This is a genomic window from Odoribacter sp. AF15-53, assembly GCF_003479425.1.
Lineage (GTDB): Bacteria > Bacteroidota > Bacteroidia > Bacteroidales > Marinifilaceae > Butyricimonas.
Genome location: NZ_QUHC01000005.1, coordinates 344207 through 367798 on the forward strand (window position 1 = coordinate 344207; position 23592 = coordinate 367798).

At 44.8% G+C, this 23592-nt stretch carries 19 protein-coding genes and 1 pseudogene; 10 read left to right on the forward strand and 10 right to left on the reverse strand.

What is annotated here, in order from left to right; all coding sequences use genetic code 11:
* Positions 1 to 16: 16 nt before the first annotated feature.
* The gene (locus DWW52_RS12935; protein WP_118715927.1) at positions 17 to 2008 is read right to left on the reverse strand and encodes an LruC domain-containing protein; all 1992 of its coding nucleotides are present in this window, start codon (positions 2006 to 2008) and stop codon (positions 17 to 19) included.
* A 198-nt stretch (positions 2009 to 2206) separates the two neighbouring features.
* On the opposite strand from DWW52_RS12935, the gene DWW52_RS12940 reads away from it, so the two are divergent.
* The gene (locus tag DWW52_RS12940) at positions 2207 to 3406 is read left to right on the forward strand and encodes an aminopeptidase C (RefSeq protein ID WP_118715928.1); all 1200 of its coding nucleotides are present in this window, start codon (positions 2207 to 2209) and stop codon (positions 3404 to 3406) included.
* Between the two features lie 103 nt (positions 3407 to 3509).
* Here the strand turns inward: DWW52_RS12940 and DWW52_RS12945 are convergent, their stop codons facing one another.
* Genes DWW52_RS12945 through DWW52_RS12960 form a run of 4 tightly spaced genes read right to left on the reverse strand, consistent with a single transcriptional unit; the run spans position 3510 to position 7716 of the window.
* Positions 3510 to 4529, reverse strand: coding sequence for a histidine kinase (locus DWW52_RS12945; RefSeq protein ID WP_118715929.1), 1020 nt, complete (start codon positions 4527 to 4529; stop codon positions 3510 to 3512).
* 2 nt (positions 4530 to 4531) lie between these two features.
* Positions 4532 to 5971: an MBOAT family protein gene (locus DWW52_RS12950; RefSeq protein ID WP_118715930.1), complete on the reverse strand. Its 1440-nt coding sequence runs from the start codon at positions 5969 to 5971 to the stop codon at positions 4532 to 4534.
* Between the two features lie 3 nt (positions 5972 to 5974).
* Complete coding sequence (locus tag DWW52_RS12955; protein ID WP_118715931.1) at positions 5975 to 6217, reverse strand: acyl carrier protein; 243 nt, start codon at positions 6215 to 6217, stop codon at positions 5975 to 5977.
* An 11-nt stretch (positions 6218 to 6228) separates the two neighbouring features.
* Entirely contained in the window at positions 6229 to 7716 is a 1488-nt protein-coding gene (locus DWW52_RS12960; protein WP_118715932.1) for an amino acid adenylation domain-containing protein, read from the reverse strand.
* A gap of 191 nt (positions 7717 to 7907) precedes the next feature.
* On the opposite strand from DWW52_RS12960, the gene DWW52_RS12965 reads away from it, so the two are divergent.
* A complete protein-coding gene (locus DWW52_RS12965; protein WP_118715967.1) occupies positions 7908 to 9215 on the forward strand; it encodes a cobyrinate a,c-diamide synthase in 1308 nt (435 codons plus the stop codon).
* Between the two features lie 110 nt (positions 9216 to 9325).
* The gene (locus DWW52_RS12970) at positions 9326 to 9808 is read left to right on the forward strand and encodes a ferritin (RefSeq protein ID WP_118715933.1); all 483 of its coding nucleotides are present in this window, start codon (positions 9326 to 9328) and stop codon (positions 9806 to 9808) included.
* A 59-nt stretch (positions 9809 to 9867) separates the two neighbouring features.
* On the opposite strand, the gene cbiB is transcribed toward DWW52_RS12970, so the two are convergent.
* From cbiB to DWW52_RS12995, 5 genes are all read right to left on the reverse strand, one after another.
* Entirely contained in the window at positions 9868 to 10827 is a 960-nt protein-coding gene (cbiB, locus tag DWW52_RS12975; RefSeq protein WP_118715934.1) for an adenosylcobinamide-phosphate synthase CbiB, read from the reverse strand.
* An 11-nt stretch (positions 10828 to 10838) separates the two neighbouring features.
* Positions 10839 to 11855, reverse strand: coding sequence for a histidinol-phosphate transaminase (locus DWW52_RS12980; protein ID WP_118715935.1), 1017 nt, complete (start codon positions 11853 to 11855; stop codon positions 10839 to 10841).
* Between the two features lies 1 nt (position 11856).
* Positions 11857 to 13332, reverse strand: coding sequence for a cobyric acid synthase (locus DWW52_RS12985; RefSeq protein ID WP_118715936.1), 1476 nt, complete (start codon positions 13330 to 13332; stop codon positions 11857 to 11859).
* A gap of 148 nt (positions 13333 to 13480) precedes the next feature.
* Positions 13481 to 14053, reverse strand: a complete 573-nt coding sequence (locus DWW52_RS12990) for a cob(I)yrinic acid a,c-diamide adenosyltransferase (protein ID WP_118715937.1) — start codon at positions 14051 to 14053, stop codon at positions 13481 to 13483.
* A gap of 100 nt (positions 14054 to 14153) precedes the next feature.
* A complete protein-coding gene (locus tag DWW52_RS12995) occupies positions 14154 to 14690 on the reverse strand; it encodes a histidine phosphatase family protein (RefSeq protein ID WP_118715938.1) in 537 nt (178 codons plus the stop codon).
* Positions 14691 to 14934: 244 nt separating this feature from the next.
* On the opposite strand from DWW52_RS12995, the gene DWW52_RS13005 reads away from it, so the two are divergent.
* The 7 genes and pseudogenes from DWW52_RS13005 to DWW52_RS13030 all read left to right on the forward strand — a co-directional run bounded on the left by DWW52_RS13005 (position 14935) and on the right by DWW52_RS13030 (position 23586).
* Positions 14935 to 15324, forward strand: coding sequence for a DUF2809 domain-containing protein (locus tag DWW52_RS13005; protein WP_370449522.1), 390 nt, complete (start codon positions 14935 to 14937; stop codon positions 15322 to 15324).
* A gap of 65 nt (positions 15325 to 15389) precedes the next feature.
* Positions 15390 to 15908 carry a bifunctional adenosylcobinamide kinase/adenosylcobinamide-phosphate guanylyltransferase gene (locus tag DWW52_RS13010; RefSeq protein WP_199691998.1) on the forward strand — a complete coding sequence of 173 codons (519 nt, stop codon included), beginning with the start codon at positions 15390 to 15392 and terminating at the stop codon, positions 15906 to 15908.
* Between the two features lie 63 nt (positions 15909 to 15971).
* Positions 15972 to 17012: a nicotinate-nucleotide--dimethylbenzimidazole phosphoribosyltransferase gene (cobT, locus tag DWW52_RS13015; RefSeq protein ID WP_118715969.1), complete on the forward strand. Its 1041-nt coding sequence runs from the start codon at positions 15972 to 15974 to the stop codon at positions 17010 to 17012.
* Between the two features lie 6 nt (positions 17013 to 17018).
* Positions 17019 to 17174 carry a hypothetical protein gene (locus tag DWW52_RS21020; protein ID WP_158582592.1) on the forward strand — a complete coding sequence of 52 codons (156 nt, stop codon included), beginning with the start codon at positions 17019 to 17021 and terminating at the stop codon, positions 17172 to 17174.
* Between the two features lie 7 nt (positions 17175 to 17181).
* Positions 17182 to 17943, forward strand: coding sequence for an adenosylcobinamide-GDP ribazoletransferase (gene cobS, locus DWW52_RS13020; RefSeq protein WP_118715940.1), 762 nt, complete (start codon positions 17182 to 17184; stop codon positions 17941 to 17943).
* 409 nt (positions 17944 to 18352) lie between these two features.
* Positions 18353 to 19811, forward strand: a pseudogene (locus tag DWW52_RS13025) (ATP-binding protein).
* A 601-nt stretch (positions 19812 to 20412) separates the two neighbouring features.
* Positions 20413 to 23586 (forward strand): SusC/RagA family TonB-linked outer membrane protein, encoded by a 3174-nt coding sequence (locus DWW52_RS13030; RefSeq protein WP_233556894.1) that lies wholly within the window; start codon positions 20413 to 20415, stop codon positions 23584 to 23586.
* Positions 23587 to 23592: the final 6 nt, after the last annotated feature.

The window sequence follows — 23592 nt, forward strand, 5'->3', positions numbered from 1 at the left end:
AGCCCCTGTTTTATTATCAGTTATTTTCTTCCGGGTATAAATACCAGTCTTTGTCTTGGTCTCCTTTGCTATCTGCCCATGATTTGAACTTTGGGTAGGATTTGTCAATGGATCGTCCCTCTATGGATATTTTGTAATCAATGGTCGGGAGATTGATGGCAAATGGATAAGCAATTTCGGTCATGTAGCAATTAACGTACTTCCCTGATTTATCAATGTAGGTGTAGTCATCGTAACTGCCGAAATATAGTTTATTTACTAAAGAGGTCGGCTCGTGTTTCGGAAGGTGAACTTCTTTTCTCGGGTACCCCGGGATGAATGTTCCGACACAGATGAACGGGTTGTACGGGGGGAACAGGATAGTTTCTTCTGTCTCCGTGCCGTAGAATTCGGTGGTAACCGTGATATTTCTTCCTAAGGTAACATTGTGGATGTCATCGAAGAGCATGATGGTTGCTTTCTCTTGGTCGAGTTCCATGTTATTGGTTACTTTTGCCGTGGATGAACCGCCCTGGATGCTGATATTTTTTACTTGTGTGGCAGGAATTCCCAGTTGGTAACCGAAAGCGGCGGGGAAAGTTCCTCCTATGTTTAGAGGCGTGAAAACGTCTTCAATTTTAGTAACCTGATTGTTTTTGTTTTTTGTAATCGTGGAGTTGTACCGGATTACAACATCATTCATGTCATAGTCTCCCCGGCGTGGCCATAAGTCTTCGAATGCCAGGGTTCCTTTCTTGATGGTTGTTGTCGGGTCGTATTCTTCCGGTTTGGTCGGGGGTTTACTTGGATCGAAAATAGCTTCATCAGGAGTGGCTTCGATATAAAAAAGGAGATCGTTATAATTTTTATTCCCTCCATCTTCGAATCCGACAACAACTTTGGAACTTTTTTCGTCATAAAGACTCACGCACGAAGATATTTCATTTTCGTTAAATTCTTGGTTTGAGAAAACAACTTTACCCCAGTTGCCATGTCCTTTGGGATTGATTTTCGGGGCTTTGTCTGCAGTACCCGCTTCAAATCCAGCCGGGAGAAGGAACCAGCCAATGGTGATTCCGGCCGGGAAGTTTTCACTAGCTTCGCTATTATATTCTGCTCCATAGTATTTCATTTTGATCTGATTTCCCGGTTGTAGGGGAGAATTCGTTTCATCACCTCCCAGGCAGCCTAGGATGGAACAGTTTGGCAGGGCTATATATTTCGGCAGGGCCTCGAATTCTTCTTTCGTGAAGGTTTTGCCTGTCGGGTAATAATAATAACCCAGGGAGTTTTTCCAACTGGCCCATTCTCTCACGAATATCAATGATATTTTTGCATTTTCAAGAACCTTGATATTCGAGACTTCTGTGGATATTGCGTAGGAGCTGTTATCTACGTTACCAGAAGGTAATGTTTTTTGTATCCTGTTAATCAGTCCATCGGGAATGATAGCGTCGTATTCGAGGTAGTTGGGTTTTCCCGTTTTGTCCCAGCTACCGATAGACCTTATGTTGTATGGGTTATTCTTGTCAAAGGGTTCATTGAAAGTATACGAGTTATCTGCTCGGGAAAGACTTTTTTGTGTGAGTTGTCGTGAGGCGTATTCTTTCAGGTTGAAGTTGATGCCTGATGAAGTAACTTCTGCTTCTAAGCATCGGGGTAACCCGAATGCTTCCGAATAAATGTATACTTTCGAGGAAGCCGTCGGTAGGTTGATGATGCCGGAGAATTGGCAATCATTGTCCGTGTACGCTTTAAATATGGCTTCTACACCCTCTTTCTTTACGATGTTATCTTCGGTGACGGTGACGGGATCTTCCGTGTATATCTCGAACATCGCTTTGTAACCTTTTATTCCATAATCCACTTTTAGCGTGGTGTTGGTTGTCGTTGCGAAATCAAAAAGATCGGTCGCGCTTCCCTTGCCACTCATGGGATCGTAAACATCTTTTTTCGTGCAATCAGTGAATAATAGTATGCATGCAATAAAACGTAAAACATGCACGCCTTGCCTCCAGGAATTTTTCATATCATTTAGTATTAAATACACGGGATAAAGATATGAATAATTATTTGCATATTGACCTATATAGCATTATTTTGGTTAAATATATTTTTGTCAAAAGAAAAGAGATTATAAAGCAAATATAATAGATCGGGAGAATAGTTTTACGCTTCTTTTTATACTTTTGTGAAGGACATAAAAATCATTAACAATACGAGAGATATGAAAAAAGTAGTATTTATTTTATTTGCTTTTATTTTGACAGGTACGATGGTGTCGCGGGCGCAGGATACGATAAAGCCTGTCGGATATAAATTTACGGATATCAAGAGGTTACCGGCAACTTCGATAAAGGATCAGTATCGTTCGGGAACTTGCTGGTCGTGGTCGACATCGTCTTTTCTGGAATCGGAGATGATGAGATTGGGGAAGGATTCGGTGAATCTTGCCGCCATGTATTTCGTGAAACATGCTTATTCCGACAAGGCCGAGAAATACGTTCGTTTGCATGGCGTGTTGAATTTCGCCGTGGGGGGAGGTTCCTCGGACGTGACGAACATGGCCGCGAAATATGGGATCGTGCCTCTTGATGTGTTTCGTGGTTTGAATTACGGGGAGCCGAATCACGTTTTCGGGGAGATTGATGCTGTTTTGAAAGCATACGTGCAGGCGGTGGTCGAGAATAATAACAAGCGACTGAGTACGGCCTGGAAGAAAGGGTTTGATGCTATTCTGGATGTTTATCTTGGCGAGGAGCCAGAGAAGTTTGAATACAAGGGGAAAGAATATACTCCTAAAACGTTTGCCGACGAGGTGGTCGGCTTGAACATGGATGATTACGTGAACCTGACGTCATTCACGCATCATCCTTTCTATACGCAGTTCGCGTTGGAGGTCGAGGATAATTGGACTTGGGACAAGGCTTATAATCTCCCGCTGGAAGAGTTGATGCGTGTGATGGATAACGCTATTGATAACGGGTATACTTTCGTGTGGGGAGCCGACGTGAGCGAGAAGGGATTTGCCACGAAGGATGCGGGTGTTGCCGTGATCCCTACAACGGATACAAAGGAGATGAACGGGGCGGAGATTGCTAAATGGGAGAAATTACCCAAGGAACAGCAAACAACGGATGCCTTTAAACAAGGTCCGGCACCGGAGAAAACGATAACTCAGGAGATGAGACAAGAGGAGTTCGATCGCTACCAAACGACGGACGATCACGGGATGCATGTCATCGGTAAGGCTGTTGACCAAAATGGTACTCCTTATTTTATCGTGAAGAATTCCTGGAATAAGTATAACAAGTTCGGGGGGTATTTTTACGTGTCTTATCCATACGTGGCCTTGAAGACAATGGATATCATGGTGCATAAAAATGCGATACCGAAGGATATACGGAAGAAGTTAGGGATTAAATGATTTTAGATTTTAGATTCCGGCCGCACGAGGCCGATCTTATTTAGTGATTTCGGATGGAGTGATTGCAAGAGAAGTTTTGGGTTTGGAATCACTCCATCCGAAATCATTGAATCACTGAATTTTCATTTTTCTTGCCATAAACAATTTCCAGCAGGCGACGGCCCAGACAGGGGCGGTAGTGAGAGCCTTCGTAATAGTTCCGGATATCGTTCGTGTATTCGTTAATGCCTGAGAAGTCAAACACGTTTTCCTCTCCGAATATTTTCTTTAGTTCGGTAACATCGGAAGGGTTTATGCGTATTTGTTTGTATTCGGGACTGATGATGATTTTACAATTCGTGTGATGAGCCTGGAATACCTCGGCCATTTCCGATAATAGTTTTATTTGCGGTTTCATCAGTACTGGGGGGTATTCCTGATTTTTCCCGCGTCTGGGACGGAAGTTTCGTTTATTCTTTTCCCAGTATTTGTCCCCTAGTTGTTTGATCTCGTGTTCCCGCGGGCTCAAGACATCATTCGTGATTTTATTACGGGTATGTTTATCCGGGTTGACAATCCCTTTCATGTACGGGCGGTAATGTCGGCATAACCGGTAATCCATGTAGGGAAGCATGAATTTTGGGTTGAAGAATCCCTGAACAAATTGGGACTGGAATTTGAATTTGCTCATCCCGCTCACTTCCGGGGGAAGCAGGTGCGTGTAGCCGGGAGATAGTTGATATTCCCGCAGCAGGGAAGGATCGACCACGAGCAGCACGTTGGCGATCGGGTTATTTTCTTTGTCAAGGGCCATGACTTTCCGGTGTACGGCTGCCAGACGTTGGGCGGTTCCGTATAGCCGGATGGCCTTACCCCCGTTGAGGTGTTTTTCCCAATCCCAGGTGTGGAATGCCATGGTACAGGAGTTTCCAAGGATAAAAGAGTCAAAGTGCAGGGAATCCCTGAAGTGCTTGTAGGTTTTCCAGCCGATGTAATCTTCGTTCAGGAAGATCGGGTCGTTGTCATATTCTTTATATTCCCGTATTACTTTGAAAGGATCATCATAGAAATAGATTCCCGCCAGGATGAGGAAGGGAACGAGAAAGATGACGCATTTTAATATAAATCCTTTAAAACTTCTCATGGCTAAAACTGTAAATAGATAAAGTCTTCCGAACCGAATTGACCGAACAAGAATACGAGGATAACAAATAGGTAGTAGATGCTCCAACGCACGACTTTACGGCATTGTCCCAATTCTTTTATCAGGTCTTTTTTCGACATGAAGTATTCGTACACGAAAAGCATCACGACGGCAATTCCGGCAACGATACATTCGTGATCGGACATGCCCAGTCGTAATTCCTTGAAGGAGGAATTGACATGAAAGGATAGATTCCGGATCATGTATCCCACTTCGGGAAGCGAGGAAATGCGGAAAAAGAGCAGGGAAAAGGCGAACAATAAATAAGTCCTGAGAATGGAGTAAACCCCGAACACGGACTTGCCGACCCTGTTTTCAACTTTATTCCGGTAGGCAACCGTCAGCATTTCGTAGCTGATGACGAGACCTTGGATTAAACCGTAGATGACGTAATTCCAACCGGCCCCGTGCCATATCCCTAGGATGATAAATGTGACCACGAGAGCGTAAATGATTCCCCACTGTCCCCAGTAACGCTTGCTGGCAGCGATGGGCTGATAGAGGTAGTCCCGAACCCAAAAAGAGAGGGACATGTGCCAGCGCCGCCAGAAGTCGGTAATCGTTTTGGCCACGAACGGGCGGTTGAAGTTGGGCGATAACTTGTATCCGAACATCATGGCGCCACCGATGGCCATATCCGTGTAACCGGAGAAATCGGCGTAAAGCTCGATCGGGTACAGTAGTCCCGCGATTAACAGTTGTGCTCCTGAGGCATCATGCACGGAAGCGAAGATAGTATCGAGATGGGGGCCCAGACGGTCGGCGATGATAACTTTTTTCATCAGACCGATCAGTACGAGTTTTAACCCATAGGTCACGGTGTCATAATCAAAGCGTTTTTCCAGTTTCAACTGGGGTAGCATGTCGAAGGCCCGTTCTATCGGTCCGGAGAGGAATTTCATGAAAAATAGCATGTAAAGCATGAAATCCGGCAAGCTGCGTTCCGGCTCCTCTTCTTCCCAGTACACGTCGATCAGATAGCCTAGGGCTTGAAAGGTGTAGAATGAGATTCCGAGCGGGAAGAATACGGAGGTTATGGCTCCTTTCCAGTCGATGCCGAACCAACCGAGTAAGACGGCGATGTTTTCCCCGATGAAGTTGATGTATTTGAATGATACGAGGAACAGGACAAGAAAGAGGATACCCCCGACGAAAACTCTTTTACGTTTGTTTTCTCCCTTTTGTGCCCCGATCCAACGTCCCCAGTAAAAGGTAATTGCGGAAATCAACGCGGCAATAATCAAGTACGCGATATTGAAGTATCCGACGAACACGCAACTCCCCAGCAGCAATACTATTTTCTGATAGTTGCTTTTTACCGAGTAGAAGAGAATCAGACAACAGGTAAAGAGAACGACAAACGGTAAAGAGAGAAATGTCATAGGCTACTTCTTTTTAGCTTGGATCGACGCGCACAGGTCTCCTACGTTTTTGAATTTCAGTATCTCACGTAAACCGAATCGAATGTCATAGTATTTTTCAATAGCAGTGATCAGTCTCATGTTCGTTAGGGAATCCCAACCGTCGACGTCCTTGGCGGTCGTTTCCCTGCCTAGGGTTATCGTGTCGTTTTTCAGTATTTCACGAAAGATCGTGTCCAGTTCTTTTAAAATGTCATCAATTTCCATGGCTATCCTTTTTATATAAATGTCATTAATGCTTTCCGGTCTATCTTCCCGCTCGTGTTTAGCGGGAATTCTTCCAGAAGATGAATTTCTGTCGGTATCATGTAAGTCGGCAGGTGTTGTTTCAAGTGTTGTAACAGTTCATTCCGGTCACAGGCGGTTGAGCCGATAAACAGGTGAAGCTGGCAGCCCCCGTCTTCTGCTTTCTTGGGAACGACAACGGCGTTCGTCTCGTTTGGGAAGAATTTCTTGGCCCTGTATTCAATCTCGCTTAGTTCCACCCGGAAACCTTGCACTTTTACTTGGTAATCTTTTCTACCGCGATAGATGATATCTCCGTCCGAGTCCACGTGACAGAGGTCCCCCGTTTTATAATATATTTCTCCGTCTACACGGGCGAATACTTGTTCCGTCTTCTCCCGGTCTTTCCAGTATCCCGCCATGATCTGATCACCGCTTACCCATAGTTCACCTTGTTCTCCCGGGATGACAGGGTGGCCTTTTTCGTCCATAATGAGCGTTTCGATTCCCTCAAAGGGTTTCCCGATGGCAATCATGCCATTGTGGTGCTTGCAGTTTTCCCGGGGAATCAGGTAGACCGTGCAGTAAATCGTGGCTTCCGTGGGGCCGTAGAAATTCACGAATTCGGCGTTCGGGGCACATGGTCTGAAACGTTCGAGTAAATCGGCATTGGCGGCCTCGGCTGTCACGACGAGGAATTTCAATTTTGGAACATGAATCTCGTCGAAATAGGGTGATAAGAATTGTAACACGGAGGGAGGTATGGTCACGTGGGTTAATTCCTCGTCTTCCATTAACTCGTACACTCTCATGTATTTCAGTTTATCCGATCCTACCGTGTAGATGCAAGCCCCGAGCGTCAACGGGTAAAGGGTTGATACCACGGAAACATCGAAGGTCAATTCGAACATTTGCAGCATCCGGTCCGTCGGGCCCAGTCTCCAGTCCAGATGTCTGTAGGTCTCGTAGAAGGCATTCAGGTTCTTCCGGGTGATTTGTACGCCTTTGGGTACTCCGGTACTACCTGAAGTGAAAATGATATAGGCGTTGGTGTCTTCATCGTGTTTGATATCAAGAAGATTTTTCCCCGGGGTGTCGTCCCGCAGTTCTAATGTTGAAATACATTTCATCCCGTCGGGGAGACTTTCCACGATCTCCGACGGCGTACTGTGCAACACGATGTTCATTCCGGTGATTTCAGCGATCGTCCTGTTCCGGCTAGCCGGGTAGCTGGGGTGTAAAATAACGTAGGTCTTCCCCGATAACAATACGGCCAATATAGAGGCGTACGTTTCAATACGATCTTCCGCGACGATTCCGATGATGTCTCCCTGAGTCCCTTGCACCGAGGGCATGATCCCTTGTACACGGGCAAATACCTCTTTATAAGTATACGAGGTGCCGTCTATCACAAAAGCCGCATTATTCGGGTACTTTTTGTAGGCCCGAACGATGTCTTTAAGTATGTCCTTTCTATCCATAAATCATTCCGTTCTATATTCAATAGCCTATTTCACTGATAATCCCCTGTAGTGTGATTAAAATTTTCCTATTTTGTAGCCTTCTTGAATACAGTAACGGCACAAAATTAATTTTTTATCGCAAACATCCAATGTTATTATCTCTTTATATTTTAGGAAGTTTTATATTTGCGAATAAAAACAGGAAGAAAATGCGAAAACCTATAATCATGATCGGGGCGGCAACTTCCGGGAGCGGGAAGACGACGTTCACGCTGGGGCTGTTGCGTTTGTTGAAAAATCGGGGGATGAAGGTGCAACCTTTCAAGTGCGGTCCCGATTATATCGACACGAAACATCACGCTATGGCCGCGGGGGAGGAGTCTGTGAATCTGGATACATTTATGGCTTCCGGGAAGCACGTGAAGCAACTGTTTTCACGTTATGGGAATACGAGTGATATTTGTGTGGCAGAAGGTGTGATGGGATTGTTTGACGGGTACGATGGGATGAAAGGAAGTAGTGCGGAGATTGCCGGGTTGATCGGAATTCCGGTCGTGTTGGTGTTGAATGCGAAGTCCACGGCTTATTCCGTGGCTCCGGTGTTGTACGGGTTCAAGCATTTTTACCCGGGAATCCGGATCGTTGGGGTCGTGTTTAATTTCGTGGCCTCGGAAGCGCATTATGCTTATTTGCAGCAAGCCTGCGGGGATGCAGGAGTCGAGGCTTTGGGGTATCTCCCTAAAGATGATCGTATTGTTATCCCGTCCCGTCATTTGGGTTTGTCTATTGATGAATCGTTTTGTTTTGATGCTTTCGCCGACCGGGTGGCCGGGGTGGTGGATAAAACCGTGAATGTCGATCGGTTGCTGGAGTTGTGTACGGTTGATTTTCCTGTTTATGAAGAGAAGATGACAGATGTTTCTGAAAAGACGAGAATAGCCATAGCCCGGGATGAAGCTTTTAATTTTATGTACCGGGAGAACATCGAGGCGTTGAGACGGGAGGGGAAGGTCGTGTTTTTTAGTCCTTTGCGGGATGAAGTGTTGCCGGAAGCAGATTTCTTATATTTGCCGGGAGGATATCCCGAACTGTATTTGTCGGAATTGTCGGCAAACGGGAAGATGCGGTCTGCGATCCGGGAATATTGTGAGGCTGGGGGACACGTTTTAGCGGAATGTGGCGGGATGATGTATTTATGTGACAGTATTACGGGGAATGACAGTAAAGAGTACCCTATGGTCGGCGTGTTGAAACAGCGGGCAACGATGGAACAAATGAAGCTGAAACTAGGGTATCGGGAAGTTCGTTTTGAAGATCAAGTCGTACGGGGCCACGAGTTCCATTATTCGCGGGTGTTGCCGGGAGATCATCCTTTATCGACGATAGGTAAGGTGTATAACGCCAAGGGTATTGAGGTAGATACGTTGATATTCACGTATAAGAATGTGTTGGCAAGTTATATCCATTTTTATTGGGGGGAGATCGGGATCGGTTATTTCCGGGAGAAGGTAAAATGACAGTTTGTCTTGTGGCAAGTTAAAAATGACAGTATATTAAAATGGCATGTAAATTGTTTTTTACTGTATAAAAAGAAAGACAAATAATAATGATTTAATAATCAATAATTATGATGACTGAGAATTTAGTAAAAGCATTTAATGCTCAGGTTAATGCGGAGATGTGGTCTTCAAATTTGTATTTATCCATGTCTGTGTATTTTGCACAGAACGGTTATGCCGGAATGGCCAAGTGGATGAGAGCACAATCTAAAGAAGAGTTGGAACATGCTTACGAAATGATTGATTTCGTGATTAAACGCGGGGGAAATGTGGAGATAGGGCAGGTTAGCGTGGTTCCCACGGCGTGGGGTTCCGTGCTGGAAGTTTTCGAGCATGTTTATCAACATGAATGTCATGTTTCCAAGCTGATTGATGATTTGTTGGATGTTGCCATAAAAGAAAATGACAAGGCCGCGCAGAATTTTATTAACGGTTTTGTTAACGAACAAGTTGAAGAAGAAGATTCTGCACAGGCTATTGTTGACAGAATTAAGATGATGAATGGGCACAACCTGATTTATTTGGATGATAAGTTAGGAGAACGAAAATAAGGAAGTGTTCGAGAAATAAGAAAAGACTACTGGTTAAAGTAGTCTTTTCTTATTTTAATCTATCCAAGTAAGTAATAAATGAAGCAAATCATGACAACCGTGATTCTGCATACCGTTAGATTGATGCGGGCGGTTCGCTTGTAATCTTCAATGGATAATTCCCGGTCGTTTGTCCCGATATAAGGTTTCTCGACGAGTACGCCATGATAAATATTGGGTCCCCCGAAGCGGCAATCCAAAATGCCTGCCATGGCGGATTCCGGGTAGCCGGAATTCGGACTGGCGTGTTGTCGGGCGTATTTCCGAATGAAGGCGAATATCCCTTTTCGATAACCGGACAGCGCGATGAATAGTGCGGTTAGGCGGGCCGGAATATAGTTCAGGATATCATCCAGGTGAGCGGAACAACACCCGAAATCTTTGTACCGGGCATCTTTATAGCCGATCATGGAATCCAACGTGTTGACCATTTTATAAGCCATCATGGCGGGGAATCCGCCGAGAGCGTAAAAGAACAAGGGAGCGACAACCCCGTCACTGAGATTTTCGGCCATGGTTTCCAACACGGCGGTATATATTTTTTTAGGAGACAGTTGGCTGGTATCTCTCCCCACGATCCATGAAAGGCGCTTGCGTCCGGCTTCTAATCCTTGGTTTTCCAGAGTCTGTATGACTTCACCGCCTTCTTGTATCAGGCTGTGGTTGGCCAAGCCGTAGAACACGAAAACAGAGGCAATGATATAATACGCGATCGGGTGCAACTGCCAACTTCCCCATGCGATCAATCCTCCTAATGCCAGCGTGCCTAGCGGGAGTAAGACGGCAACGATACATCCGTTCCGTTTTTTATGATTCCCTTTATTCAGACGGTGTTCACACCACCCGATGATATTCCCGAATGCCACGATGGGATGGGGTAACTTCCGGGGATCTCCAAAAATGCGATCTAGGAGGTACCCGATAATCAGCGGAATGATTACAATTGAGAATTGAGAATTGAGAATTGAAAGTGAAGACATGGCGGTAGTAATTATAGATCGGGAATAGGCATGGATTTTAAGGCATTGATTAACATGTTGTTTTTCTCTTCCGACAAGGTGTTTACCCGGAAGTAATGTTCGTTTAAACCTCTGAAATTCGATGCATCCCGGATTAAAATTCCGAAATTTTTCAAAAGTTGCTGTTTTAATACACGAGTGTCGTGTAGTGTGTGAACGAGGAAGAATGAAGTTCCCGATTCAAGAGAGGTGAAACCGGGAATTTCATCGAGTGCCTGGACGAAATGGGCTTTTCGTTTTAATAGTCTTTCGGTGTCAGGCAAAAGGTATTTCCCGTTTCGTAATAGGAATTTGCCGAGTTCAATGGCCAGCGCGTTCACGCTCCAGGGATGGGTAAAACGTCTGATACGTTCGATCAGAGTCGCGTGTCCTAGTAAGTATCCCAGACGTAGGCCGGGGATCGCGTAATTTTTTGTCATAGAATGAACGATCAGTAAATTAGGATAATCCGCCAGTAACGGTTCACAAGGCTGTGCCGTGGGGGCAAAATCAATGAAAGATTCGTCCACGACAAGTGTCATTTCGGGATATTGCTGCAAGATATGTTCTATTTCTTCCCTGTCCCAGATGTGCCCGTTCGGGTTGTTGGGATTGCAGATAAACATCAGGTCGCCGCTTTGTGATTCGAAGTCCTTGAGGGGGACGAACACTTGTTGATGATGATAAAGCGTGCAAGCGTCTTCGTATTCGGCAAATGACGGGGTGGGTAGAATCGTTTTGCAGCCCTCGAAAGCGTGGGCAATCAGGTAGAATAGTTCCGTGGCCCCGTTGCCTGCAAGTACGTTTTGAGGCTGTAAATTGTGGATACGTGCCACTTCATGAACAAATGATTCGGCAGCAGGTTCCGGGTAATGGAATATTTTGTCGAGTTGATTTGTAAGGACTGACCGAAGAATATCCGTTTCGGCATCGTACCATACGTTTGTTGAGAAATTTGCTTTAACATTTATGTTCGATTTGTATATATCGTCACCGTGTCCGTTCAGCATATTATTTTGTTTTAAGGGTAGAGTAAATGTATTGTAGGTCAACGCATGCGCGCACGTGTTCTGCCAGTTTATCGTATTGTTGATTCTTGAAATCCGTGTAATTGAATGTTGTGGGTGTCGCTTGTGTCAGACCTTCGGCCAGTTCATTGAGAACGACGTCATTATCTAGTATTCCATGAAGGTAACTTCCCCAGCATTTGTCATTCAGCAGATACCCGTCCTCCCGACCGTCCTCTAGCCGGTTTAATGATGATGCCGTGCTTCCGTCCAATAGCGTGGTTTTACCCATGTGTATCTCGTATCCCCGGCAGGTGTCCGGGTGATTCCGAAATTGGAATCGGCTCTGGCGGGTTACTTTCTCGGGCTCCATAACGGTGATCAGGGGCAGGATTCCTAATCCCGGAATGGAGGTCGTTTCTCCTTCTATTCGGTCGGGATCTTCAATACGAGCTCCTAGCATTTGGTAGCCCCCGCAGATTCCGATCACTTTTTTGCCGTCTTTATGTGCTCGGATGATCGCGTCTGCGATCCCATTCGCTTTGATATTTTGCAAATCGGCTATCGTGTTTTTGGTTCCCGGTAGTATGATAATGTCGGCTTTACCGATCTCTTCCACGTTATTCGTGTAGTAAGTATGAAAACGTTCGTCCCGTTCCAGCACACTGAAATCCGTGAAGTTGGAGAGGCGTTTTAGTAGCACGATGGCCACGTTGATCTTGTCGCTTCCCGCTCTCGTGTTCTTGGATTCCAGTGACACGGAGTCTTCCTCCTCGATGTAAATGTCCCGGAAATAAGGGATCACCCCGACCACGGGAACGCCCGTGAGTTCATGAAGGATTTTCCGGCCCTCGTCGAAAAGAGAGATATCTCCCCTGAATTTGTTGATGATGATACCCTTGATTAATTTCTTCTCTTCTTCGGGAAGTAGCGCGATAGAACCGTACACGGAGGCAAATACCCCACCTCGGTCAATGTCGGCAACCAAATAGGTGGCGGCTCCCGTGCGCAACGCCATGCGCATGTTCGTGATGTCCCGTTTTCGGAGATTGATTTCCGATATACTCCCGGCTCCTTCCAGTACGATCGGAGAATAGCGGGCATGCAGGCGTTCGTAAGCGGCATAAGCTTGGTTGAATAGCTCTGCTTTGTTGTTTGCCATGAAATACTCCTTGGCGGACATGTTGCCAACGGGTTTTCCGTTTAGCACGACCTGCGAACTCTGTTCGTTCGTGGGTTTCAGCAACACGGGGTTCATGTCGCTTTCCGGCGGGATACCGCATGCTTCAGCTTGCACCGCCTGTGCTCGTCCGATTTCCAGCCCGTCGGGCGTGGAATACGAATTCAACGACATGTTTTGTGCTTTAAAAGGAGCCGGATGAAACCCGTCTTGTTTAAAAATGCGACAAAATGCCGTGTTGATAATACTTTTTCCTGCATCAGAGCAGGTACCGACAAACATGATAGGACGAAACGACATGCTAATTTTAGATTTTAGATTTTAAATTTTAGATTCCGATCGCACAAAGCCATTCCCATTTCTTGATTTATGATTTTAAATTCCGTGATTCGGCGGCTATGCTGCCGTAGACAAAGCGCCCCGCGAGGGTTCATAGACCTTATGGACTTTATGGACTTTTTTTCTTGTACAAAAATGCTTTCCACCTTTCCTCCATGGCTCCCTGTTTATCCATTTCCCAGCGGGCCATGGTAAACAACAAGTCCGAGAGTCGATTTACAAAACGAAGGATGAGCGGGGGGACTTCGTCTGTTCTGTTCAATGTCCATAACCGCCTTTCTGCCCGGCGGGCTATCGTACGGGCCACGTGGCATTGAGCAGAAATGAGGGTTCCTCCCGGTAGAATAAAATGAGTTGACGGGTGTTGCATCTCGGCATTCATCCGGTCAATTTGTTGTTCACAATACAGATCAATGTCTTCCGGAACCTTGTTCTGGTTCTGCTCCCGAACATCCGAGGGAGTAGCTACCTGCGACATGACAACCATTAACGCGCGTTGTATGCAGGCAAGTAACTCCTGACGTTCATCCTTCTCGTCCAGCATGGCCCGGATTACTCCTAGCGTGGCATTCAGTTCATCTAACGTGCCGTTCGCTTCGATTCGGATATCGTCTTTGTCTACCCGCTTCCCGCCGAATATCCCGGTTTTGCCTTTATCTCCGCCTTTCGTGTAAATTCTCATAAGAATTGAAAATTGAAAATTGAAAATTGAGAATTGAAAATTGAAAATTGAGAATTGAAAATTGAAAATTGAAAATGGGGGATTTCGATTTCCAATTGGATTATACTATTTGTTTTTTTTCATTTATGGTAAATCGTATACAACTGGTGTTTTCCATGATGGGCAAGTCGATCATATCGGTGGCTTTCTTCCCTTCGAGGTAAGCGATAATGGCACGATTGAAGGCTCCGTGACCGATTGCCAAAACACGTTGTCCCGGGAAATTCTTTTTCAGGTAGTCGATAAAATCAATGGCTCGTTGAAAAAGAGTATCCAGAGATTCCACGCTGGGAGGCAGATTTAGCCAATCGACATCGTCCAGTTGTTTACCGGTATAGATACCCCAATCCATTTCCCGTAGTAAGGGGGTCGGGTGTGGCGTCAAACCGTGAGGTTTGGCGGCGGCCATAGCCGTGTCGTAGCTTCGAGCCAGATCGCTGGATACGACGCTGTCAATAATTTCGTCTTGCAGGGCTTCCGCCAGTTTTTTCGCCTGGGCGATACCCAAGGGTGATAACGTTCCGGGAAGTTGTCCCTGAAGTATATGTTGCTGATTCTCTAAAGTTTCCCCGTGTCGGGATAATATAAGTTCTATCATCACTACTTTTTAAAACATCCAATAGACAAAAGTAGTAAACAATTAGATTTTTCAACATAGTAGTTGAAAATATCCATAACTTCTTTCTGGTGTTTGTTTTCGCATTTTTCGAATACGATATTCATAAAACGTTGTGTTATTTGTATCTACAAAACAAATGGAAATTTTAGTATCTTTTGTTTTTTGATGAAGAATTGATTCTTTGTAGATTTGTTTCCCGAAAGGAGTGGGTAAAAAAATGAACATGATGAAAAGTAAACGACGGAATTATTTGTTATTGACTCTTTTAGTAATTATTTTGGGATTACTTTCCCGGAAAATGAGTGCTTGTACGCTTGATTTCGTGAAGATGTACTTGGGTGACGTGCTTTGGGGGATGATGGTGTATTTCGGGTGTCGTTTCCTGTTCGTGAACTTGAAAAAACGGGCTTCTTTCGGTATTGCTTTAGCGTTTTCTTATTTGATCGAGGTCAGTCAGTTGTATCACGCTCCTTGGATTGACGCCATCCGGGCGACAACATTGGGAGCTTTGGTACTCGGGTTTGGATTCTTGTGGAGTGATATAGCGTGTTACACGGTGGGAATAATTCTTGGCATTGTCGTGGACTCGTTACTGGGGTGGAGCCAAAAATAAATGTTTTATATTTTCCGGGATAAAACTTTGTATTTCTTGAAAAAACAGAGAAATTTGTTGCCATGATGAAAAGAAAAATAATATTGGTTACAGGCGGACAGCGTTCTGGGAAAAGTAGGTACGCCCAAGAGTTGGCGTTACGCCTGGCTGAAGATCCGGTTTACTTGGCTACTTCCCGAGTGTGGGATGACGAGTTTCGGGAGCGGGTGCGACGTCATCAACTGGATCGCGGGCCGCAATGGACTAATCTGGAAGAGGAGAAATGGATCGGCAAATGCGATGTACGGGGGAGAGTAGTGGTCATTGATTGCGTGACATTGTGGAGTACGAATTTCTTTTTTGATAATGATTCCAACGTGGACAAGTCTTTGCAGGAGATAAAGTCCGAGTTTGACCGCTTCGTAGAACAGGAGGCCACGTTTATCTTCGTCACGAACGAGATTGGGATGGGAGGAATTGCCGTGGACCCCGTCCAGCGTCGCTTTACGGATTTACAAGGATGGGTGAACCAGTATATCGGCAGCAAAGCTAACGAGGTCATCTTGATGGTCTCCGGGATAGCATTGAGTGTAAAAAATGAATAGTATAAATAAATTGAAAATTGAATGTTTAGCATTTTCAATTTTCAATTTTCAATTTTCAGTTGTATGAAGAATTTCGAAATAAGTGAAACCGACAAGGCAATATTGCCTGATTTGATAGATAAGATTAATAATTTGACCAAGCCGAAAGGTTCTTTGGGATTACTTGAAAGAACGGCAACCCGGATCGGGCTGATTCAACAGACGCTTTCTCCGGAATTGAGAAAACCGCAGAATATAATTTTTGCCGCGGATCATGGGATCGTGAAGGAAGGGGTTAGTTTTTCGGCTCCCGAGGTAACGGCCCAGATGATTTTTAATTTTATCAAAGGGGGAGCCGGGGTGAATATGTTTGCCCGGCAGCATCACTTTGGGATTAAACTGGTGGATTGTGGGGTAAATGCGGATTTCGAACCCATGGAAGGATTGATTGATCGCAAGATTCGCAAGAGTACATCAAATTACCTGTATGAAGCTGCCATGTCGGAAACCGAGTTTGACCGGGCTATCGAGATCGGGGCGGAAATTGTTGATATGGTGCATGGTGAGGGGACTAACGTGGTTAGTTTTGGGGAAATGGGAATTGCCAACACTTCTTCTTCTTCCATGTGGATGACTTATCTCACGGGTATTCCGTTGAGTGATTGCGTGGGAGCCGGGAGTGGTTTGTCCAAGGATGGTGTGGAGCATAAATACAACGTGTTGAAGCAATGTATGGAGAATTACAAGGGAGACGGGACGCCCAAAGATATCATCCGTTATTTCGGTGGGTTTGAAATGGTGGCTGCCGTTGGAGGTATGTTACGTGCCGCCGAATTGGGGATGATTATCATCGTGGACGGCTTCATCATGACGAACTGCGTGTTGGCAGGTCGGGCTTTGTATCCTGCTTTGACGGATTATTGCATTTACGGGCATCAAGGAGACGAGTGCGGTCACAAACTTGTACTGGATTACCTGGGAGCCGAACCCTTGTTGAATCTTGGTTTGCGTTTGGGCGAGGGTACGGGTGCTATCTGTGCTTATCCTCTGTTGGAGTCTGCCGTGAACATGATCAACGAAATGGCTTCTTTCAAAGAGGCTGCGGTGACGAAATACTTTAAATAATTGAAAATGAAAAAACAGAATGATTACGTGATTGCCGATTCAATGATTTACGTGATTATTAAAAACGTTAGTCTCGTGCGAATGAAATCACCTAATCCGAAATCTCAGAATCACAGAATAGCATCAGCTTTGTGCGGCTGGAATCTAAAATCTAAAATTTGAAATTAATATGCGTTCTTTTTTGGCGGCAATAATGATGTTTACCCGGTTACCCTTGTGGCGGGTGATTAACGTGGACAAGCGTTATTTCACGGATGTGATCAAATTTTGGCCCTTGGTGGGATTTTTGACGGGAACGGTCACGGGAGGAGTGTTGTGGTTGACCGCGCAGATATTACCGTTGGAGGTGGCTTGCATATTGGCTATTATAGCCCGGTTATTATTGACGGGAGCATTGCACGAAGACGGGTTGGCTGATTTCTTTGATGGCTTTGGCGGGGGAACTTCTAAGGAGAAGATTTTGGCAATTATGAAAGATTCGCATATCGGGTGTTACGGGACAATCGGGTTGGTTCTCTATTTTATTTTATATTATTCGTTATTATCCAGTTTCGATCCGGCCATGATCTTCCCGATCGTGATCGCGGCGGATAGTTTTTCCAAACTGTGTACGGCCGTGATGATCAACACGCTTCCCTATGTTCGGAAAGAGGAAGAAAGCAAAACGAAGTTGATTTATAGTAAAGTACGCACGCTTATTTTCGTGATCGTGGGATTGATCACGCTGATCCCGTTCTATTTCTTGAAGGATGCGAGTTTTTGTTTCGCCATGATTCCCACTATTTTGACGGCGATAGCCTTACGTTTCTTCTTGAAAATCAAGATCGGGGGCTACACGGGAGACTGTTGCGGGGCCTCCGTGTTAATCATCGAGCAAGTTTTCTATCTGAGTGTTTTAGTTATTTGGTGCCGTCATCAGTTTTTGTTTTAGACAGGAGATCATTTCTATCCGGATATTTCTTCCCCTTTGGCCTTTTTTAGCCAAGGGGATTAAAAAACGTTCTACATGTTCTCATACCAATAGAGTTTTCCCACTTCACTGCCCCACAAGAGGACACCAACAATGTTATTTCCCATATCTTACTCTTTTTGTTTTTTTATTCATGATCTCTTCCATAACATAGACGGAAACAGGAATTTCCGGTAGTAATTTATGCATTTTATCTTTTTAATAGGCTGATTGTCAAGTTCACTCCTTCAACATACTGATCTTTTCAATCACTTCTAGTTTTTACGAACTCAGACAGGTGTTAGCAGAATATCCTAAAAGTAGGGACAAATTTGTTATTTCCATACGATATCGCAAAAAAAAGTACTTTTGTAAATCAATAACATACAGCATGAAAATAGATGATCTTGAGGATATAAAGAACCTGATAATCCAGAATGAAAACGAACAAATAGAATTTAAAGAAACCACCGGACAGTTGGAGCGCGGTATGGAAACGCTTTGTGCTTTTCTCAACGGGGCAGGTGGAACCGTGTTGTTCGGCGTAACGGACAAAGAAGATAATCGGACAGGATCTGAGCGACAAGACAAAACGGGATATTATAGAAGCAATCAGGCGGATAGAGCCATTGACTGCGATCGAAATTTTCTACACTGCCATTCCCGACACAAACAAGTATGTGATTGCCCTTTGTGTTGATCCTCAATTGAGTGCCCGCCCTTTCGCTTATAAGGGAAGAGCCTACCACCGCATGGAAAGTGTGACGTCCGCCATGCCGCAGGAAAAATATAATTTATTACTGTTGCAACGGGGTGGTAAATATGGATGGGAGGCTATTATCAATGAGGATTTAAGAATCGAAAATCTTAACGAGAACCTTATCCGTGGTGCTGTCCGTATGGGAGTTGAGAGTGGACGCTTGCCGGAGACGACCACGATAGAAGAAATTCCGCTTATCCTTGAAAAATTCGACCTCTCATCGGGTGATGGTAAACTGAAAAATGCGGCAGCAGTATTGTTCGGCAAAAACTTGTCAGATTATCCACAATGCCTGTTGCGTATGGCACGTTTCAAAGGAACGAATAAAGACGAGTTTATAGACAACCAGCGCGTACATGGCAATATCTTTGAACTGCTGGATGTAGCTATGGCTTTTTTCTTCAAACATCTGTTACTTTCCGGGAAGGTTGAAAAGCTATACCGGGATGAGGAACTGACTATTCCCTATAAAGCTCTGCGCGAGAGTTGTATAAACAGCTTTTCACACCGTCTGTACCACAAACCGGGCAGTTCCGTCAGCATAGCCATCTATGATGATCGCGTGGAAATCACGAATAGTGGCACGTTCCCGGAGGATATGACCTTGGAGAGGTTGCTAGGACCGCATGATTCTGAGCCACAAAATCCTATTATAGCTAATGTCCTTTATAAAAGCAAGGTGTTGGAAAGTTGGGGACGGGGCATTGGATTGATGATTAGTGAATGCCGCCGTGTGGGACTTCCTGACCCAGAGTTTCATTCGGACGGTGCTTTTGTACAGGTCGTGTTTCGTTATGTACGGGATACTGTCGGGCAAAATTTCACAGTTACCCCACAGTTACCCCACAGTTGCCCCACAGTTTCCCCACAGGTTAAAAAAGTTTTGGTAGCAATTGACGGTAATACGTGTTCGGCCAAAGAAATTATGGAGTCAATGGGCCTGAAAGATAAAAGCAACTTTTTGGAAAACTACCTTTATCCGGCTATAGGGTTAAAATTGGTAGAGCCGCTTTATCCCGAACAACCCAAACATCCCAAACAGAAATATAATCTGACGGAAAAAGGAAAGACTTTATTAAAGAGAGAGTAGCGAATGGCTAAAGGAAACAATAGTAAAAGCATTGCTGTGGAGTAAGTGATGTATATAAAGTTAAATCTCTTTAGATTTAACAATCTAGTATGATTTTGGTTAATTCTTAAATCAGAAAAAATATTGAAAAATGAAAAAGTATTTATATATTTGCAGGTATGATACGAAATAGGTAGGAGAGCCTGCCTTAAAAATATTGTGAGTTTGTGCTAATCTTAAACTGAAAATCGCCAATTTAAGGAAGTAAGGTTAGACGGTGAGTTCACGCTGGTTAGGCGTGGATCGTTGTCTATTTACTTCCGGGCGTTTGGCGATGCCTCAGTTTAGATAGAGTGTTGACGATCCTCGCTTTTTTTATTGTATCATTTTTTGTATGGGGATCGGCAATATAGAAGAAATTTTCAATCAATAAAGGATTTTAGGGTTGCAACCAGACTAAAATAAACGGAATGAATAAAGACTCAAAATTTACAAGCCATGAAGAATTAAAAAGATTTTCCTATTAGAAAAATGAAAAAGGAGGGTGAATCCTAAACTTTTGCACGTTGAATATCACCCCCTTGCATCAATTAGTTTTATAAACCAATTAATTATCAAAGTTATGAAAAAAACTTATGACAGGAAATTTTTTCGGCAAAAATTACTATCGGAAAGAAAGACAGTCACTACGGTTTCCCGCTTGCTTATTGTTTTATTGCTTGGATTCCCCTTCTTTACACGGGCCGGGACGAGCGATGTTCCTCGTGTAGGGGGCTTTTTCCCCGGGATCCTAGTCAGACAGGATACCGTGACTCGGGGAGAAAAGCCGGGAAATCAAAAACAGGAAGTTTACATGGGTGAAGTGATGGACACGGAGGGGAACCCGTTGCCCGGCGTGACCGTCTTGTTGAAAGGGACCCGGATGGGGACTTCCACGGATATGAACGGGGAATTTCGTTTTCAGGCAGCGAAAGAAGGAAAAGCGGTACTGGTTTTTTCATTTATCGGGATGAAGCCGGTGGAAAAGGAAATGACTCCGGGTAAGAAAGTCTTGGTTCGGATGGAAGAAGAGGTGAAGGGGATCGAGGAAGTGGTGGTAAACGGGATCTACTCCCGGGATAAGAATAGTTACACGGGATCGGCTACGACTTACTCGGCGAAAGAACTGAAGATGATTGGGGCGCAGAATCTTATCCAAAGCCTGAAAACGCTGGATCCGTCCATGCTGGTCGTGGAAAGCAAGCAGTGGGGATCGGACCCGAATCGTATGCCCAAGATTGAAATCCGGGGGAAAACAAGTGTCGTGGGATTGAAAACGGAATTTGAAAATGATCCCAATCAACCCTTGTTTATTCTGGACGGGGTGGAAAGCACGCTGGAAACTATTATAAATCTGAACATGGATCGGGTGGCCAACGTGACGATTTTGAAAGATGCCGCCTCCACGGCCATTTACGGGTCAAAGGCTGCCAATGGCGTGATTGTCGTGGAAACGAAATCCCCGGAATCGGGACAATTGCGCTTGTCGTACAGCGGTAATTACGGGGTGTCATTTGCCGATTTGTCGGATTATAATTTGATGAACGCCTCCGAGAAGTTGGAATTCGAGTTGTTAGCCGGGCGTTATTCACCGATAGAAGGGTATGAAGGGTTTGTCGATAAACTCCAGAAGATGCAGGATTATTACATCCGTTTAAAAGAGGTGTTGAGAGGTGTCGACACCTATTGGCTGGGGGAACCTTTGAGGACTGTTTTCAATCATTCCCACAACTTGTATATTGATGGGGGAGACAAGGCGATGCGCTATGGTTTGGGTATCAGTTATAATAACCGGGACGGCGTGATGAAAAAGTCGGATCGTGACGGTCTGGGGGTGAACATTGATCTGATCTATCGCAAAAAAGGACTCCTGTTCTCGAATAAAGCGAGTCTGGATGTCACTAATTCGAAACGGGAACCTGTAGCTTTTTCTGAGTTTTCAAGGGCAAACCCGTATTACCGGAAAAAGCAGGAAAACGGAACTATCCCCATGTATTTGGAGAGAAGGACAGGGCTTTACGGGGAGGATATGTTGAACCCGTTATACGTGTGGAATATCGAAAACACGAATGAAACCAAGGACCTCGCGTTAAGGGATAATTTCACGATGGAGTGGACAACCCTCGATGCGTTGCGATTACGGGCTCGTTTGGGAATATCCAAGAGCATCTCGAAAACAGAAGCTTTCAAGTCTCCGAATCACACGGATTTCCTGGAGACTGAAAAATTGAAGAAAGGTTCTTTCTCCTCCAGTCAGAACGAGAGTTTCTCGTATAATGGAGATTTGAACGTTATTTTTGGTAAAATATTTAATAATATTCATCAGGTTAATTTCGTCGGGGGATGGTCGTTCAGTGAATCCCGATCGGAAACGTCCGGTTATAGTGTTGTGGGTTTTAATGATGATTTTCACAAGAATCCGGCTTATTCCACGGGATTCCGGGAAAATCAGAAGCCAACTTACTCGAAAGACCGCAAGCGTTCTACCAGTTTTTTCATGAACCTGAACTATTCCTATAATAATCGTTACCTGATGGATTTTAACCTGCGGGCTGACGGGACTTCCGTTTTCGGTAGCAACAAACTTTTCTCCACGACGTGGGCGATCGGTTTAGCCTGGAATATTCATAATGAAGGATTCATACAAAAATTGGGATGGGTGAATAATCTGAAAATCCGGGGATCGATCGGTAATCCCGGGAACGAGAATTTTGATGCTTACATCTCCCAGAAGACGTACGTGTACAACGTGGAATTGCAAAATATGTTTGGGGCAAGTGCGTTGATTGAGAAATACGGGAATAAAGATTTGGAATGGCAACGGACTGTGGATAAAAATATCGGTGTTGACTTGTCGATCATAGACAACAGGATACGCGTGTCTTTTGATTATTATTTCAAGGATACAGATCCCTTGCTCGTCTCCATCAGCATGCCCCCTTCTGCCGCGGCAACGAGTTTATACACGAATTTGGGAAGACAAATCTCGCGGGGATGGACGGCAACGCTGAATTATGTCTTTCTTCGGAAACAGGATTTGTCTTGTAGTGTAAACATGAATGCCCGGGCGAATCACTCGGAATATCGCGATATCGGGGATAAACTGGATTATTTGAACGAGGTGGGGAGTTCCACCGTTCTGAACCGCTATTACGAGGGCGGCAGTCCCGATGATTTGTGGGCTGTTCCTTCTCTGGGGATTGATCCGGCAACGGGACGTGAGGTTTTCTTGAAAAAAGATGGCACGCAGACCTTTTTGTATTCCGCGTCCGATGAGGTGATCGTGGGATCGTCAGTGCCAGATGTCGAGGGAATAGTCGGGATGTCGTTTTACTACAAAAAGTTATCTGCATCTTTCAATTTCCGCTATCGTTTAGGCGGGGAAACCAAGGCCTCGGCGTTGTATGAAAAAGTGGAGAATATCAGTCAGGACAATATAGCCCGGAATCAGGACAAGCGAGCTTTGCACGATCGTTGGAAGAAGCCGGGAGAGAAGTCGAAGTTTAAGGCGATCGACGATTATTCTTCCACACCCCTGTCTTCGCGTTTCGTGGTGACGGAGAATACTTTTTCCGGGGAGTCTATCTCGATCGGTTATGATATGGATGCGCTCTGGTTACAGGGAGCGGGAATTGAAGGAATGAATTTCCGTGTTTACATGAACGATATTTTCAGAATCTCTTCTTTCAAAGAAGAACGGGGACTGGATTATCCTTTTGCTCGTTCTGTTAGTTTTTCTTTAGGTGTAAGATTTTAAAACAAG

Bases quoted from the DNA above. Each gene is read 5' to 3' on its own strand.
- DWW52_RS12965 (WP_118715967.1), top strand. From the start codon at position 7,908: ATGCGAAAACCTATAATCATGATCGGGGCGGCAACTTCCGGGAGCGGG.
- cbiB (WP_118715934.1), bottom strand. From the start codon at position 10,827: ATGTCTTCACTTTCAATTCTCAATTCTCAATTCTCAATTGTAATCATT.
- cobT (WP_118715969.1), top strand. From the start codon at position 15,972: ATGAAGAATTTCGAAATAAGTGAAACCGACAAGGCAATATTGCCTGAT.
- cobS (WP_118715940.1), top strand. From the start codon at position 17,182: ATGCGTTCTTTTTTGGCGGCAATAATGATGTTTACCCGGTTACCCTTG.
- DWW52_RS13030 (WP_233556894.1), top strand. From the start codon at position 20,413: ATGAAAAAAACTTATGACAGGAAATTTTTTCGGCAAAAATTACTATCG.
- DWW52_RS12970 (WP_118715933.1), top strand. From the start codon at position 9,326: ATGATGACTGAGAATTTAGTAAAAGCATTTAATGCTCAGGTTAATGCG.
- DWW52_RS12950 (WP_118715930.1), bottom strand. From the start codon at position 5,971: ATGACATTTCTCTCTTTACCGTTTGTCGTTCTCTTTACCTGTTGTCTG.
- DWW52_RS12980 (WP_118715935.1), bottom strand. From the start codon at position 11,855: ATGCTGAACGGACACGGTGACGATATATACAAATCGAACATAAATGTT.
- DWW52_RS12995 (WP_118715938.1), bottom strand. From the start codon at position 14,690: ATGATAGAACTTATATTATCCCGACACGGGGAAACTTTAGAGAATCAG.
- DWW52_RS12940 (WP_118715928.1), top strand. From the start codon at position 2,207: ATGAAAAAAGTAGTATTTATTTTATTTGCTTTTATTTTGACAGGTACG.
- DWW52_RS12955 (WP_118715931.1), bottom strand. From the start codon at position 6,217: ATGGAAATTGATGACATTTTAAAAGAACTGGACACGATCTTTCGTGAA.
- DWW52_RS13005 (WP_370449522.1), top strand. From the start codon at position 14,935: ATGATGAAAAGTAAACGACGGAATTATTTGTTATTGACTCTTTTAGTA.
- DWW52_RS12960 (WP_118715932.1), bottom strand. From the start codon at position 7,716: ATGGATAGAAAGGACATACTTAAAGACATCGTTCGGGCCTACAAAAAG.
- DWW52_RS12985 (WP_118715936.1), bottom strand. From the start codon at position 13,332: ATGTCGTTTCGTCCTATCATGTTTGTCGGTACCTGCTCTGATGCAGGA.
- DWW52_RS12990 (WP_118715937.1), bottom strand. From the start codon at position 14,053: ATGAGAATTTACACGAAAGGCGGAGATAAAGGCAAAACCGGGATATTC.
- DWW52_RS12945 (WP_118715929.1), bottom strand. From the start codon at position 4,529: ATGAGAAGTTTTAAAGGATTTATATTAAAATGCGTCATCTTTCTCGTT.
- DWW52_RS21020 (WP_158582592.1), top strand. From the start codon at position 17,019: ATGAAAAAACAGAATGATTACGTGATTGCCGATTCAATGATTTACGTG.
- DWW52_RS12935 (WP_118715927.1), bottom strand. From the start codon at position 2,008: ATGAAAAATTCCTGGAGGCAAGGCGTGCATGTTTTACGTTTTATTGCA.
- DWW52_RS13010 (WP_199691998.1), top strand. From the start codon at position 15,390: ATGAAAAGAAAAATAATATTGGTTACAGGCGGACAGCGTTCTGGGAAA.